Genomic DNA, 13553 nt, shown 5'->3' with positions numbered 1-13553 from the left:
CCACAGAAGACAGTCGATGCCACCCGTTGGTTGCCCAACACTCAACGCGTGAATAGTGACACTCATCACAAAGGCCCGGCACCCCCCTCTCAGGGTGTTTGCCGGGCCTCGGTGAACCTGTATAGGTTGCGGCGATTTTCAGCCGTTCACGGGCTCGCCCAGGCTGATCGCCACACCGGTGTTCCGAGCCTGCGACTTGGCGGCGAGCGCCGTCACGGCCGCATCGAACTGCACCATGGACGTGGGCTCGTCCGGGCCGAGCAGATACTGCTTCAGTTCACGCCGGGCGTCCGCCAGCGCGTCCGCGCTCTCGTCGACCACCGCGCCGAGGAGGGCATCCAGCTCGGTCGCGGCGTGGGAGAGGACCACTGCGGCACGCACCGCGGTGTTCTGCCGACGGAACTCGTCCTCGCCCAGCTCGGCCGAGTCCGTGACCGCGTACGGCTTGCCGCTCGCGATGAAGTCGGACACCACGCTGGAGATGTCCGAGACCATGGCGTCCGACTCGTTGAAGCAGTCGTACAGACGCATCTGGGAGCCGGAGATGACCTTGTGCTTCCACCAGCCCAGCGAGCGCCAGAACGCGGCGTTCCACTCGTCCTTCAGCTTCGCGGTCTCGGCCTCGCGCGCCGGGTCCGCGAGCGAGTCCCGGGAGAGCTCCGCCTCGTCCCGGGCCACCCGGCCGCCGCTCGGCTCCGCGGCCAGCTGCGCCTCGATGCGGGCCAGCTCGGACTGCGCCGCGGCGCGCTCACCCTGCAGGGCGGCCGATTCCGTCGCCCAGCGCGGGTCGGTGGCCCGCTTGGCGGCGGCCTCCTCGATCATCGCGGTGATGCGCAGATCCACGGCCTTGGCCGCGCGGCTGCGGGTACCGGTGAAGGGGTGCGGCTTGTACAGCAGCCGGACCGGCGGCTCGGCCTCCAGCAGCCGCCGGACGATGTTCTCGCCGGCCAGCAGCAGCGAGGTGTTCCCCGGGTTGTCGTCCCAGCCCTCCCAGGTGGGCGCGTACAGCACGGTCGGGATCGGGTTCTTCGGCGCGCCGGTCCACGGCTTGATGGTGGCCAGCTGGGGACGGCCCACCTCGACGATGTCCTCGTCCCGTACGCCGACATCGGCCAGCGCGTAACGGTCGCGGCCGGCCCGGCCCGCGGTCCACACCTCGTCGTAGACCTTGCTGTACGGGTTGACGCTGGCGAGCTTGTCGCTGTCGCCGTGGCCGATGAAGACGTGCTTCATGGTCGGCACCCGCAGCAGGTGGATGTTCTTGCCGACGTTGGCGGCGTAGAGCGCGACCCGCACCGATGACAGGTTCAGGTTCATCAGGTGCACGCCACCGGGTACGCAGAGTACCGGCACCGAGGTCGTGTTCAGCTGCGGGACCATGGTGCGCTCCCGCAGCAGGATGAGCGGCCGACCGCCGAGCTGCCCCATCGTTTCCAGCCACATATTGACCTGGTAGGCCGATTCCTTCGAGCCGGAGAAGTACAGCATCACCGTCGGCTGGTACTCACCGAGCCAGTCGCCCACGGCCTTGAGCACCTTGGCGTCGGACGGCGCGAGGCGGCTCGGCCGGACATGCGGAAGGAGCGCTGCCAGATAGCCGACCGCGAGGACGAGCGTGAGCACGAGTCCCACGTAGGCGAGCCCGTGCCTGCCGGTCTCGATCGCGGCCAGGACGCCGACCATCGCGAAGACGTCCAGATGCAGCATCTTCTCCGCAGGCCGGTTCATCAGCAGCTGCGGCGGGGCGTCCGGAATCCGTGCGGCTTCGAGGTCGACGTTGCGGGTGACCACCGGAAGCTTGCGGCGCAGCCGGATGAGGGCGACCATCGCGCCCTGCGGCGCCTGGAGACCGTAGAAGGTCAGCAGGCAGGCGATCGTCACGTAGAAGAGCGTCATCTCGCCGTATCCCATGCGGGAGAGCAGCAGGATCAACAGCAGTTGGCGCACCAGGAAACGGATCGAGAGCCCGGCTCGGACGGCGGTCAGGCGGTTGATCAGGTAGCTGCCGCAATGGTGCAGATACCGGTCGGCCAGATACGTCACCGCTGCTGCCACGATGAAGAACCACAGATTGGGGATTATCGCCGCGAGCATTATGCACGGGAACCCCAGAGCCATGGAGAGCGCGGCGGCCAGCTCCGAACCGCTGCCCACACGAGCCAAGCGAATGGCTTTCGAAATCACGAAGTACCGCTTCCGAAAAGGGTGCCGACTTTTTACCTTACGAGGGAAATGTGAAGAAGACCTTCACGAATTCGGACCCCTGCGGTTCGCACGGAGCGACAGCAGGGGTCCGAATAGTCGATTACCAAGCAGTATTACACATCCGCCTGTCGATCCAGGACAGCGGCAAGCGCCTGTTCGAAGCCGGATGCCTCGGATGCACCACGGGTCGGGTCCTGCTGACGTACGTCGATCACGTGGCCGGTCATCTCGGAGAGCAGGACGTCGAGCGAGGTGCGGGCGACCGCCTCGGAGGAGAGCAGCGTGCCGGCGGGCTCGTCGCCGAACGCCTTGGTGCGCATCGGGGTCGCGGTGCGCTCGGGGTTCACGCAGTTCACCCGCACACCGTCGCCCGCCCACTCGTCCGAGAGCGCCTGGGTCAGGTTGACCATGGCGGCCTTGGTCGACGAGTAGAGGCTGTACTCCGCGCGTCCGCGGGTGTAGCTGCTGGAGGTGTAGAGCAGCAGCTGGCCCCTGGTCTCCACGAGGTACTTGTACGAGGCGCGGGCGATCTGGACGGGCGCCAGGTAGTTGACGTTCAGCGCTTCCTGGATGGTCGCGCTGTCCGTCTCGGCCAGCTTGCCGATACGCAGCACGCCCGCGGTGTTGATCACGTAGTCGACGCGGCCGGTGTCCGCGTAAGCCTTGGCGAGAGCGTCGTCGACGTGCTCGGGGTTCTCCACGTGCGTACCAGTGGTGGAGCGGCCCAGGGCATAGACGTTGGCGCCGTAGGACTCGGCGAGCGTCGCGATGTCCGCGCCGATCCCGTACGAGCCGCCGAAGACGACCAGGGTCTTGCCGGTGAGCTGTTCGCGGTAGGCGGCGTCGTCGGCCGGCTGCGGGACGGCTGTGGACGCCAGCTGGAAGAGCTTGTCCGCGATGAAGACGTCGACCGGCTGGGTGACCTTCATGTTGTACTCGTCGCCCGCCACGACGTAGATCGGTACGTCGGGGAGGTACTTCAGCACGACCGAGCAGTCGTCGGTGGCCTGGAAGTTCGGGTCGCCCGCGGCAACCTCGTAGGCGCGGCGGATCGTGGAGAGCTTGAAGGCCTGCGGCGTCTGGCCGCGTCGCAGCCGGGACCGGTCGGGCACGTCGGTGATGAACTCACCGTCACCGCCGTGGGTGCGGGTCACGATGATCGTGTCCGCGGACGGGATGGCGACGTCGACGGCCTGGTAGCGGTCCAGGGCGTCCACGCAGTCCTGGATGACTCGCTGCGACAGCAGGGGGCGCACGGCGTCGTGGAAGAGGACGTTGCGGTCCTCGCCCTCGGCCAGGCCCTCGCCGAGGGCCGCGATGGCGCGCTCGGTGGTCTCGTTGCGCGTGGCGCCGCCCTCGATCACCTTGGTGACCTTGGTCAGACCGGCCTTGGCGATGATCGCCTCCACGTCGGGCACATAGCCCGGCGCCATCAGAACGATGATGTCGTCGATGGAGTCGGCCTGCTGGAAGATCGACAATGTGTGCTCGATGACAGCCTTGCCTGCGATCTTCAGCAACTGCTTGGGGATCGACAGCCCCACGCGCTGGCCGGTACCGCCGGCGAGCACGACTGCTGTGGTTCGGGCTTTGGCTATGTGCTGAGCAGACACAGACGACCTACCTTGCGAGGGCTGGGAGACAAAGCGATGGTTGCACTCTCCGTTACCGTCTCGCAAGGTGGACGTCAGCTCCCGCATGCCCCGTGGACACCTGCCGTTGCCTTGTGATCAGGGCGAATGCCGGAATCGACGCTTCCCCGCCGGGTGACCGACACCACACGGTTGAGCGGTATGAACCACCTGTGAGCGGGATTTCTGACCACCAGCCGCGACGGACGGCGACTCCGGGTGCGGGGTCTCCGCAGGGGCGGGCCGTCGGTACAGATCTTCCACCACGACCCGCCACACCCTGCGTGACCCGTCCGGAACGGGTTAACTCGTCGAACTCTAGAACGGGTTGAAGTCGTCGAACTCGCGCTGCACCTCGTCATGCTCCGCCTCGCGGTCGCGACGGCGCTGGGCCGCCGGACGGGGTGCTTCGAGGCGGTGGTCCTCGCCGCGCCGGCCGAGCATCTCCGCGCCCGCCGCCATGGTCGGCTCCCAGTCGAAGACGACCGCGTTGTCCTCGGCGCCGATGGCCACGCCGTCGCCCGCCCGGGCACCGGCCTTCATCAGCTCGTCCTCGACCCCGAGCCGGTTGAGGCGGTCGGCGAGATAACCGACGGCCTCGTCGTTGTTGAAGTCGGTCTGGCGGACCCAGCGCTCCGGCTTCTCGCCGCGCACCCGGTAGATGCCGTCCTCCTCCTCCAGCGTGACGGTGAAGCCCGCGTCGTCCACGGCCTTCGGGCGAATGACGATGCGGGTTGCCTCCTCCACCGGCTTGGCGGCGCGCGCCTCGGCGATCACACCGGCGAGCGCGAAGGAGAGCTCCTTCAGGCCGATGTGCGCGACGGCGGACACCTCGAAGACACGGTAGCCGCGCTCCTCGAGCTCCGGGCGGATCATGTCGGCGAGGTCCTGGCCGTCCGGGATGTCGATCTTGTTGAGGACGACGATGCGGGGCCGGTCGTCCAGTCCGCCGTACTGCTTCAGCTCCTCCTCGATGATGTCGAGGTCGGAGACCGGGTCGCGGTCGGACTCCAGCGTCGCGGTGTCCAGTACGTGCACGAGAACCGAGCAGCGCTCGACGTGCCGCAGGAACTCCAGGCCGAGGCCCTTGCCCTGGCTGGCACCCGGGATCAGCCCGGGGACGTCGGCGATGGTGTAGACGGTGCCGCCCGCGGTGACCACGCCCAGGTTCGGGACGAGCGTGGTGAACGGGTAGTCGGCGATCTTCGGCTTGGCCGCGGACAGGACGGAGATGAGCGAGGACTTGCCCGCGCTCGGGTATCCCACCAGCGCGACGTCGGCGACGGTCTTGAGCTCCAGGACGATGTCCCGGGACTCGCCCGGCTCGCCGAGCAGCGCGAAGCCGGGGGCCTTGCGGCGGGCGGAGGCGAGTGCGGCGTTGCCGAGGCCGCCACGGCCGCCCTGCCCGGCCACGAACGTGGTGCCCTGGCCGACCAGGTCGGCGAGCACATTGCCGTCCTTGTCGAGGACGACCGTGCCGTCGGGAACGGGCAGGATCAGGTCCTGGCCGTCCTTGCCGGAACGGTTGTCGCCTGCACCGGGCTGGCCGTTGGTGGCCTTGCGGTGGGGGCTGTGGTGGTAGTCGAGAAGCGTGGTGATGTCCTGGTCGACGACGAGGGTCACATCGCCGCCACGGCCGCCGTTGCCGCCGTCGGGACCGCCGAGCGGCTTGAACTTCTCACGGTGAACGGAGGCACAGCCGTGGCCTCCGTTACCCGCGGCGGCATGCAGCTCGACGCGGTCCACGAAGGTGGTCATGGTGGAAACCTCCAGTTACTTACATGCAGAAATGACTCAAAGCTCATGGTGTCCCGCTGGGGACAGAAGCTGTCTCTCACAGGAGAAACACGCGAAAGGCGGACCCGCTTCCCGTACGGGAAGTGAGGTCCGCCTCCGCAGAAACCGCTCGACGAGCGCCGAAAATCAGCCGGCGATCGGAACGATGTTCACGACCTTGCGGCCACGGTGCGTGCCGAACTCGACCGCACCGGCGGCGAGTGCGAACAGCGTGTCGTCGCCACCACGGCCGACGCCCGTGCCCGGGTGGAAGTGGGTGCCGCGCTGGCGGACCAGGATCTCACCGGCGTTGACGGCCTGACCGCCGAAGCGCTTCACGCCGAGCCGCTGAGCATTGGAATCGCGCCCGTTCCGGGTGGACGATGCGCCCTTCTTGTGTGCCATGTCTCCTCAGTCCCTTACTTCGCAGCCGCGGGGATACCGGTGACCTTGATCGCCGTGTACTGCTGACGGTGACCCTGGCGACGGCGGTAGCCGGTCTTGTTCTTGTAGCGAAGGATGTCGATCTTCGCGCCCTTGTGGTGGTCCACGACCTCGGCCTGGACCTTGATCCCGGCAAGCACCCACGGGTCGCTGGTCACGGCGTCGCCGTCGACCACGAGCAGGGTCGAGAGCTCGACCGTGTCGCCAACCTGGGCAGTGGAAATCTTGTCAACCTCAACGATGTCACCGACAGCAACCTTGTGCTGGCGGCCACCGCTGCGCACGATGGCGTACACGCGGATCTCTCTCTCACTCGGAACGGGTCCCCTGATGCCAGCCGCTCGCGCAGGCCGAAACCTGCGACGATCCGGAAGGATGAGCGGCCTCTCCTGACAGACGGATCCGTCACGAGGGATGTGCTCAGGGGTGGGCGCGCATGGAAACACGCCGAGGTGCAAGGCTACGGGGCCGCACACTTGTGGGTCAAACCGGGACCCTCGGACCTGTCGGCCGGCTTCCGCCGGGTCGTCGCCAGGCTCCGCGGGCCCGCCCGTGGAGCCTCCGCACGGGCCGAAGCGCCGGGTCGGCACCGTGCTAGTTTGTCGGTTTTGATCACTCTCTGTATTCCCGAGGCCGTAGATGCTGCGCTCCGCCCTGCTCGGCCGCACCTGGCTGTTGCCCCTTCTGGTCTGTGCCGTCTACGCGCTGGCGCAGCTGACCGCCGGTTCCTCCTGGACCCTTTTCCCGGACTCGTACCGTTACGCACGCGCCGCGGAGCAGCAGCTCGGCGCCACGCGCGAGGAGGCGCACCAGACCGCGCTCAAGGCGTTCTGCACGAGTCGCGCCGACGCGGCCGCGGAGACCAGGTCCCTGGATCCGCTGGCCGATTCCGCCGACGTGGCCGCCGCCAGGTCATCGAGCTCCGCCGCCTGCCTGACCCGGTGGTCCGACGCCACCGACATCACCACGGCGGACGACCGCTACCAATCGATCTTCTCGTCCCGGCCCGGGTATCCGCTGCTCGCCGCTCCTTTCATCGGCGCTCTCGGCGTGCTGGACGGGATGCGCGCCCTGGGCCTCGTACTGGCCCTGGCCGGTTCACTGACGGTGCGCGGACTGCTGCGGAGCGCCGGTCTCGGACGCGTACCGGCCGTCGTCGGGCAGATCGCCTTTCTTGTCTCGCCACTCGGCTGGTGGAGCCTGCAGGCGCTGAGCGAGGGTCTGGTCACGATTTGCGCGCTGGGGACGGTGTGTGGTGGTGTCCTGATGGCGCGCAGCAGGCGGCTGTCGGTGCGGCGCTGTTCACCGGCGCCCTTGCCGTGTGCGCGGTGACGCGCTACTCGACGGCTCTGCTGCTGGCCGCCCTGATCGCGGCCGCGGGGCTCGCCTCCTGGCTCTTCCGCCGCTCCCGGCACGATCTCCTCCTCGCCGGTGCAGCCACCGGATGCGCAGCCCCGCGGTCTCCTCGCTGACGCGGGCCAGGCGCAGGGTGGGGGCCGCACCTTTGCGGCGTCTGTTCGAGACGCTTGCCGGGCCCGCCGATACCGACCTCACCGACGCGGTCGTCACCGTCGATGCCTTGCACGCCCAGACTGCCCATGCCCGCTACCTCGTGGAGCAGCGCAAAGCGCACTACCTGCTGTCCGTGAAGCACAACCAGCCCACCCTCGCCCGCCAGTTGGCGAAACTGCCCTGGCGTGAGATACCCGTCCAAGACCGCTCCCGCGACCGTGGTCATGGCCGTGAGGAAGTACGCGAGGTCAAGGTCGCCAGCGTGGACAACCTGCTGTTCCCGCACGCCAATCAGGTCGTACGCATCCACCGTAAGCGTCGCCGACTCGGCACGAAGGCTATCCACAGGCATCAAGCCGGTGGATCCGGGCTGAGTCAGGTGGGGCAGGCCGAGCTTGGTGGCGGTGGCGCGGATCCGGGCGGTGACCAGCTCGCTCAACGCATGTCCTTGGGGTCGATGGGGGCGGGGGGTGAAGGGGCGGGTGCCGGTGATCCGGTCGTAGAGCGAAGCAGCAAGGACGAGACCCAGGCCGCGCCCGAGGGCCGCGACGGCAGCGTGAGCGCGGCCGAGGAGCTGGCCCGGCTGCGGGCGGAGAACGCCCGGCTGCTCAAGGCCGAGCAGGAGTGGCAGCTGGAGCGCGAAATCCTGCGCCGGGCAGCCGCCTATTTCGCTCGGGAGGTGAAGTGAGCCCCCGCCGCTGGGACTTCATCTCCGACAACCGCGCCGACTTCGGCGTCAAGCGGATCTGCCGGGTGCTCGGGGCGTCCCGCGCCGGCTGCTACCAGCACCTGGCCACCGAGCAGGCCTGCGCCGAGCGCCGGGCCAGGAGAAGCGGACCGTGAACGAGATCCGCGCCATCCACGCCGAACACCATGGCGCCTGGGGGAGAGGGCGGGCCTGTAGGAGGAGGGCGCGCATCTGGTTCTCTCCGATCTGGAAGAGGTGGGCGATCAGCGAGGCGGGCAGCCCCGCTGGTCCAGGACGGAAGCCCAGATGATGTGCTCCACGGCCAGCTTGCGGTGGCGGGGCCACTGCCGGGCAACCCCACCCGCCAGCACCGCAAGAACGAGGGCTTCGGCCGGGACGACTTCCACATCGACTTCGACCCCCGGCAGGTCACCTGCCCCCAGGGCCAGATCAGCAGGGGCTGGTATGGCCCCTACCCGACTTCCTCACCCACCGCCGCCCCGCTGATCGTGGCCCGGTTCACCAAGGGTCAGTGCCAGCCCTGCCCGGTCCGCACCCGGTGCACTACCTCCCACCAGAGCGCCCGGAACGTGGGCTTTCCCCCGCGCGAACTCCGCGACCTGCAAATCCGCGTCCGTGCCGAACAGCAGACGCCCGCCTGGAAGGCCCGCTACGCGGTCCGCTCCGGAGTGGAGAGCACCATCAACGAGCTCGTCCATGGACATGACATGCGCCGCTGCCGCTACCGAGGCCAGCCGAAGGCCCACCTCCAGCACGTCTTCACGGCCATCTCCGTGAATATTGAGCGCCTCAGCGGCCTGCCACCGACCGGCGAAACACTCTCGCCACGGCCACCAACCGCCTTCCAGGACTCCCTGGACCAACACGGAATCCCCCGGCGCAAGTCCTGGCGGGCCCCCAGCGACTGACACCGACAGCTACAAGATCCCCGAGAGAGTCAAGCTCAGGTAGGCCCGGGTTCGAAGGATTCGGTGATTACAGCGCCCAGGAAGCGACGAAAGGCACGGCGAGTCGTGGCGACAGTGGCCGCGGGCACCTTGCTGTCGCGGAGGAGGATCGCTCCGTCGGGGGCGACGGCGAGGCAGACGCAGTTGGAGGCATCACCGCTGTAGGAAGACTTCCTCCACTGGTAGATGTGCACTCCACTCTCCTTTTCAGAGCTGTCGGGCTAGCCGCTGGATGAAGTCACGCGACTCCGCAGGCGTGAGGGCCGCGGCTTCCATCCGGTCGAGGACCGAGCTGTACTTGACCAGCTGAGACCTCGCATCGAGGAATTCGCAGCCGTGGTGGGTGTCCAGTTGCACAGTGTCGAGCTGCGGCACGGGCCCAGACAGATAGTCGATGGACTGGCCAGTGCCAGAAAAACCACCCCCGAAGCGGGTCACCCGAACAATAACGTTGTCGCGCTCGCTCATGCTGATGATGTTCTCAAGCTGGGCACACGCGACGTCACGCCCCCCGAACCTCATGCGCAACGCCGCCTCGTGGATGAGCGCTGTGTACCGGACAGCCCGGTCGCCATGGAGGATTCCCTGCCGCTTGATGCGGTGCGAAAGACGGTGCTCCACCTCGTAGGGCAACAAGGGCGGAGCTACTTCCCGGAAGAGTGCCCGCGCGTGGTCGACGGTCTGAAGAAGCGCGGGGATGTGGATGACAAGACTCACTCGTAGTTCCACAGCGTGGTACTCAAGTTCAGCGAGGTCCACGAGGGCAGCCGGAAGGTGCTCGCGATAGTCATCCCACCACCCTCGGGTACGCCCTCCGGTCATCGCGCAGATCGCCTCGACCAGCCGCTCATCGCCGCAGTCATAGCTGCGCGCAAAGGCACGCACGCGTTCGGCACTGACCGCGTAGCGACCTGACTCGATGCTGCTGACCCGGGCTTGGTTAAGGCCCAACAGTTCAGCGGCGGCAGTCGACGTCAGCCCCGCATGCTCGCGAAGTTTCCGCAGCTCAGCACCGAGCCGCTGTTGCCTGAGGCTTGGAACAGCACTTTGGGGCACGACACTCCGTTCTACGTACTCATGTGCCAGGCGCAGCACCCACACGCGGGAACTTGAAATGAATCCCCGTGATTCATTGGCAGGTATACCAGCGACACCTCTACGGTGTGACTCACACCACGCAGCCAGCTGGCCGGTAAGCCGGAAGCGCACCGCGTATCGCAACACTGCCACCGCACGGCCCGCAGCAGAGTGGTCCAACTCCACCTCCCCGCAGGAGACTTCCCATGGACACCGTATCGCCGCAGACACCCTGGTCGTACGTCCTTCAACTCCCCCATGACCCCCGCGCCCCAAGGGTGGCGCGCATGACCCTGCGAGCCGCGCTCCAGGGCCACGGCCTGGCTGAACTGCTCGACGTCGCCGAACTCTTGACGTGTGAACTGGTCACCAACGCCTACCGGCACTCGGACGGGCTGGCCGCCCTTCGACTGCGCCACGTGGAGGGAGACCGGCTACGTATCAGCGTGTGGGACACCAATCCGATGATCCCTGCCCCCTTCGACAGGCCGCCGGGGGTGCCGGCACCCTTGTCCGTGCTGGCCCCCGCCACTGCCGAAGGTGGGCGCGGACTGCATCTCGTACAACAATGCGCCGACGACTGGGGCGGCTACCCGCTCGGTGACGACCTCTTCGGCCGAAGCGGCAAACTCCTCTGGTTCGACCTCATGCCCAAGCCGGAACTGACCTGCGCGGCGTAATACATCCGGTTGGCCCCCTGCGGGTTTGCTCGCCACACGTCCATCAAGCAGCACCCACCTTGGCGCGACGTGTATGGATGGAGATGACCCCGCTTCTCCTCCCTCAGTACCGGGACCGGAGTCCAGGCACTGGTCAAGCGCTGGACCGGCAGTGTGATCTGGGAGTCGCACCCTCGCGAGAGGCGGCGGGCCCTCATGACCTTATGCTTTCTGGGCGAGTCCGCTCTCCGGAAGGCATGGCAAGTGAATTACAGGGTCCAGCCCACCGCTCAGGTCGACGATCGCGCCGAGATCGGCAACGGCAGCAGCGTCTGGGAGCTCGCTCAGATCCGCGAGGGCGCCCGGCTAGGCGAGGCCTGCGTGGTCGGTCGCGGAGCGTATGTGGGCACTGGCGTACAGATCGGCAACAACGTCAAGATCCAGAACTACGCCCTGGTGTACGAGCCCGCGGAGCTCGGTGACGGCGTCTTCGTCGGGCCCGCTGTGGTCCTCACCAACGACCATAACCCGCGCTCCGTGGACCCCGAGGGCAAGCAGAAGCGCGGCAGCGACTGGGAGGCCGTCGGAGTCAAGGTCGCCGAGGGCGCCTCCCTGGGGGCACGGTCCGTGTGTGTCGCACCCGTACGGATCGGGCGCTGGGCCATGGTGGCGGCGGGTGCCGTGGTGACGAAGGACGTGCCGGACTTCGGCCTGGTCGTGGGCGTTCCGGCCCGCCGGATCGGCTGGGTGGGCCGCAGCGGCGTCAAACTCGTCGAGCGGACGGACGAGCCGGGCGTGTGGGAGTGCCCGCAGACGGGCGCACTGCACGACGAGAAGGACGGCGTCTTGAGCGAGCGTCCGGCCCGCAGCCTGTAACACGCCAAGGCCAACGGGCCGCCGAAGCAGGCCGGTTGCCTACGCCATGGCGAAGGGCCGGCCCCTCGGAGGAGTCCGATCGCCTCGACTCCTCCGAGGGGCCGACCCTCGATTCGTTCGCCTGTGAGGCCGTGACTCAGGCGTCCTTGCGAGGCCGGTCGGGCAGCAACTCCGAGTAGATGCCGTCCAGCACCTCGGCCTGCGCCTCCCAGGTCCACTGCTCCAACAGTCCGGGCTTCTCGTAGGCCTTCCGGTACCGGCCGGGATCGGCCAGTACGGCCTTCACCGCACGGACGTAGTCCTCCACGTCCTGGGCCTTGAAGACCTCGCCCTGACCGGTCTTCTCGACCATGTCCGCCATGGTCTTGATGTCGCTGACGACCACCGGCAGCTTCGCCTGCGAGTACTCGAAGAACTTGTTGCTCAGCGCAAGCTCGTGGTTGGGCAGGTGGTGGAGAGGGCTCACCGCGGCGTCTGCCTTGGAGAGGTATTCGGGCACCTGCCAGTGCGGCACGAACGGCAGCACGTGCACGCGGTCGCCGACGCCCATCTCGTCGATCAGCTTCTGGATCTTGGCGGTGGTCGCATACGCCTTGCCCGGCGGAACCGACACGAGAGCGACATGCACCCCCGGCAGCGAGGGCATGGCCTCGATCATGGTCTCGACACCACGGACCGGATTGATCCCGCCGCAGTAGGCGAGCAGCGGCGTGTCCTCGTCGATGCCGCACAGCTCCCGCAGATCGGGCACCGGGTCGGCAGCCTCGACCTCTCCGGGGTCGGGCGAGCAGACGGGGGCGTTCAGCACGACGTACGGCAGCCGGGAGAGCTTGTGGTCCTTCTTCAGGAGTTCGGCGAGCGACGGAGACACCGTGATCGCTGTGTCGGCGAAGACCGCGTGCTCTTTCTCCCACGCGACGTGTCCGGGCAGCCAGCGCCCGTGGGCGGAGTGGAGGCCCGGGACGTACTCGTGGGCGTCCCAGATGAGCTTCACCGGACGGCCGGCGGCGCGTCCGCGCACAGCGGCGCGCGCGCCCACACCCAGCATGCGGAAGTCATGGGCGTGGATGAGGTCCGGCTCGAGCTTGTCGATGTGCTTGGCGAAGGCCAGCTCATAGTCGTAGAGGTAAGGAAGCAGCTGCCGCCAGGCACGCTCGCCCCGCAGCTTCCCCCACATACCGGTGGTCGCCCGGTCGATCGGGCCGTAAAGGCCCTTCCGCCGCTCCTGAAGATCGAACGTCTCGCGCGCCCGGAGCCCCACCCACTTGCTGTACAGCTTCGCGCTCACGCGAGGCACGATGAGCCGGCCCTTCGAGCCGCTCACGGTCGAACCGGGGCCCTTCGCACGCGAGGCCGCCTGCCTGAAGCGCAGGTCCGAACGCCATGCCTTGACCGCCTGCACCCGGTAGCGCGCCTGCTGCGGCGTCCGATAGGCGAGGGGCTTGCGCAGAATCGGGCGGCGCATGTCGTGGCGCCTCGGGGCAAGGGGTGCCGGTTTCGGAATGAGCCGTACCTCGGCGTCGCCGATCATCCACTTGTGCTTGTGACTGTCGGGCGAAATGCCGAAAAGGACAACGTCCCACCCGGCATCAGCAGCGGACCGGGCGGTCTTCTGCACACGGGAATCGTTCCTGACGCCGTTGTCGACGAGCATGACGATCCGCCCCCGGCCCCCTCGGGACGGCGTGGACTCGAGCTCCATGTACATGCCTCTCTT

At 67.8% G+C, this 13553-nt stretch carries 13 protein-coding genes and 1 pseudogene; 6 read left to right on the top strand and 8 right to left on the bottom strand.

Annotated features, from left to right (window positions below):
* Positions 1-138: 138 nt before the first annotated feature.
* The 5 genes from OH809_RS28725 to rplU all read right to left on the bottom strand — a co-directional run bounded on the left by OH809_RS28725 (position 139) and on the right by rplU (position 6352).
* Complete coding sequence (locus OH809_RS28725; RefSeq protein ID WP_406419350.1) at positions 139-2184, bottom strand: hypothetical protein; 2046 nt, start codon at positions 2182-2184, stop codon at positions 139-141.
* A gap of 134 nt (positions 2185-2318) precedes the next feature.
* Positions 2319-3818 carry a D-ribitol-5-phosphate cytidylyltransferase gene (locus tag OH809_RS28720; protein ID WP_406419352.1) on the bottom strand — a complete coding sequence of 500 codons (1500 nt, stop codon included), beginning with the start codon at positions 3816-3818 and terminating at the stop codon, positions 2319-2321.
* A gap of 336 nt (positions 3819-4154) precedes the next feature.
* Positions 4155-5594 carry a GTPase ObgE gene (gene obgE, locus OH809_RS28715; RefSeq protein WP_406515827.1) on the bottom strand — a complete coding sequence of 480 codons (1440 nt, stop codon included), beginning with the start codon at positions 5592-5594 and terminating at the stop codon, positions 4155-4157.
* Positions 5595-5759: 165 nt separating this feature from the next.
* Positions 5760-6017: a 50S ribosomal protein L27 gene (gene rpmA, locus OH809_RS28710; RefSeq protein ID WP_018103204.1), complete on the bottom strand. Its 258-nt coding sequence runs from the start codon at positions 6015-6017 to the stop codon at positions 5760-5762.
* Positions 6018-6031: 14 nt separating this feature from the next.
* Positions 6032-6352, bottom strand: a complete 321-nt coding sequence (gene rplU / locus OH809_RS28705) for a 50S ribosomal protein L21 (RefSeq protein ID WP_030921216.1) — start codon at positions 6350-6352, stop codon at positions 6032-6034.
* 343 nt (positions 6353-6695) lie between these two features.
* Here rplU and OH809_RS28700 point away from each other — a divergent pair, with 343 nt between their 5' ends.
* The 4 genes and pseudogenes from OH809_RS28700 to OH809_RS28685 all read left to right on the top strand — a co-directional run bounded on the left by OH809_RS28700 (position 6696) and on the right by OH809_RS28685 (position 9185).
* On the top strand, positions 6696-7388 hold the full coding sequence (locus OH809_RS28700) for a hypothetical protein (RefSeq protein ID WP_406515826.1): 693 nt from the start codon (positions 6696-6698) through the stop codon (positions 7386-7388).
* On the top strand, positions 7385-7528 hold the full coding sequence (locus tag OH809_RS28695) for a hypothetical protein (RefSeq protein WP_406419358.1): 144 nt from the start codon (positions 7385-7387) through the stop codon (positions 7526-7528). Before OH809_RS28700 ends, OH809_RS28695 begins: the two co-directional genes overlap by 4 nt.
* A 563-nt stretch (positions 7529-8091) precedes the next feature.
* Positions 8092-8464: pseudogene (locus OH809_RS28690) on the top strand (IS3 family transposase); the annotation flags it as partial.
* A gap of 103 nt (positions 8465-8567) precedes the next feature.
* Positions 8568-9185, top strand: coding sequence for a transposase (locus tag OH809_RS28685; protein ID WP_406419360.1), 618 nt, complete (start codon positions 8568-8570; stop codon positions 9183-9185).
* A 35-nt stretch (positions 9186-9220) separates the two neighbouring features.
* Here the strand turns inward: OH809_RS28685 and OH809_RS28680 are convergent, their stop codons facing one another.
* Both OH809_RS28680 and OH809_RS28675 read right to left on the bottom strand, forming a co-directional pair.
* Entirely contained in the window at positions 9221-9418 is a 198-nt protein-coding gene (locus OH809_RS28680) for a DUF397 domain-containing protein (protein WP_406515825.1), read from the bottom strand.
* A 13-nt stretch (positions 9419-9431) separates the two neighbouring features.
* On the bottom strand, positions 9432-10280 hold the full coding sequence (locus OH809_RS28675; protein ID WP_406516291.1) for a helix-turn-helix domain-containing protein: 849 nt from the start codon (positions 10278-10280) through the stop codon (positions 9432-9434).
* Positions 10281-10507: 227 nt separating this feature from the next.
* On the opposite strand from OH809_RS28675, the gene OH809_RS28670 reads away from it, so the two are divergent.
* Both OH809_RS28670 and OH809_RS28665 read left to right on the top strand, forming a co-directional pair.
* Positions 10508-10981, top strand: a complete 474-nt coding sequence (locus tag OH809_RS28670) for an ATP-binding protein (protein ID WP_406515824.1) — start codon at positions 10508-10510, stop codon at positions 10979-10981.
* A gap of 243 nt (positions 10982-11224) precedes the next feature.
* Positions 11225-11836, top strand: a complete 612-nt coding sequence (locus OH809_RS28665) for an acyltransferase (RefSeq protein ID WP_406419366.1) — start codon at positions 11225-11227, stop codon at positions 11834-11836.
* A gap of 136 nt (positions 11837-11972) precedes the next feature.
* Here the strand turns inward: OH809_RS28665 and OH809_RS28660 are convergent, their stop codons facing one another.
* Positions 11973-13538 (bottom strand): glycosyltransferase family 4 protein, encoded by a 1566-nt coding sequence (locus tag OH809_RS28660; protein ID WP_406516290.1) that lies wholly within the window; start codon positions 13536-13538, stop codon positions 11973-11975.
* Positions 13539-13553: the final 15 nt, after the last annotated feature.

It is taken from the genome of Streptomyces sp. NBC_00873 (genome assembly GCF_045207415.1).
Classification (GTDB): domain Bacteria; phylum Actinomycetota; class Actinomycetes; order Streptomycetales; family Streptomycetaceae; genus Streptomyces.
The sequence above is the reverse complement of the archived record's forward strand: the minus strand, read 5'-3'. Positions and strand labels throughout refer to the sequence as shown.

What these genes read in the sequence shown, in the direction of transcription:
- obgE (WP_406515827.1), bottom strand. Translation starts at nt 5,594, where the DNA reads ATGACCACCTTCGTGGACCGCGTCGAGCTGCATGCCGCCGCGGGTAAC.
- rpmA (WP_018103204.1), bottom strand. Translation starts at nt 6,017, where the DNA reads ATGGCACACAAGAAGGGCGCATCGTCCACCCGGAACGGGCGCGATTCC.
- OH809_RS28700 (WP_406515826.1), top strand. Translation starts at nt 6,696, where the DNA reads ATGCTGCGCTCCGCCCTGCTCGGCCGCACCTGGCTGTTGCCCCTTCTG.
- OH809_RS28670 (WP_406515824.1), top strand. Translation starts at nt 10,508, where the DNA reads ATGGACACCGTATCGCCGCAGACACCCTGGTCGTACGTCCTTCAACTC.
- OH809_RS28660 (WP_406516290.1), bottom strand. Translation starts at nt 13,538, where the DNA reads ATGGAGCTCGAGTCCACGCCGTCCCGAGGGGGCCGGGGGCGGATCGTC.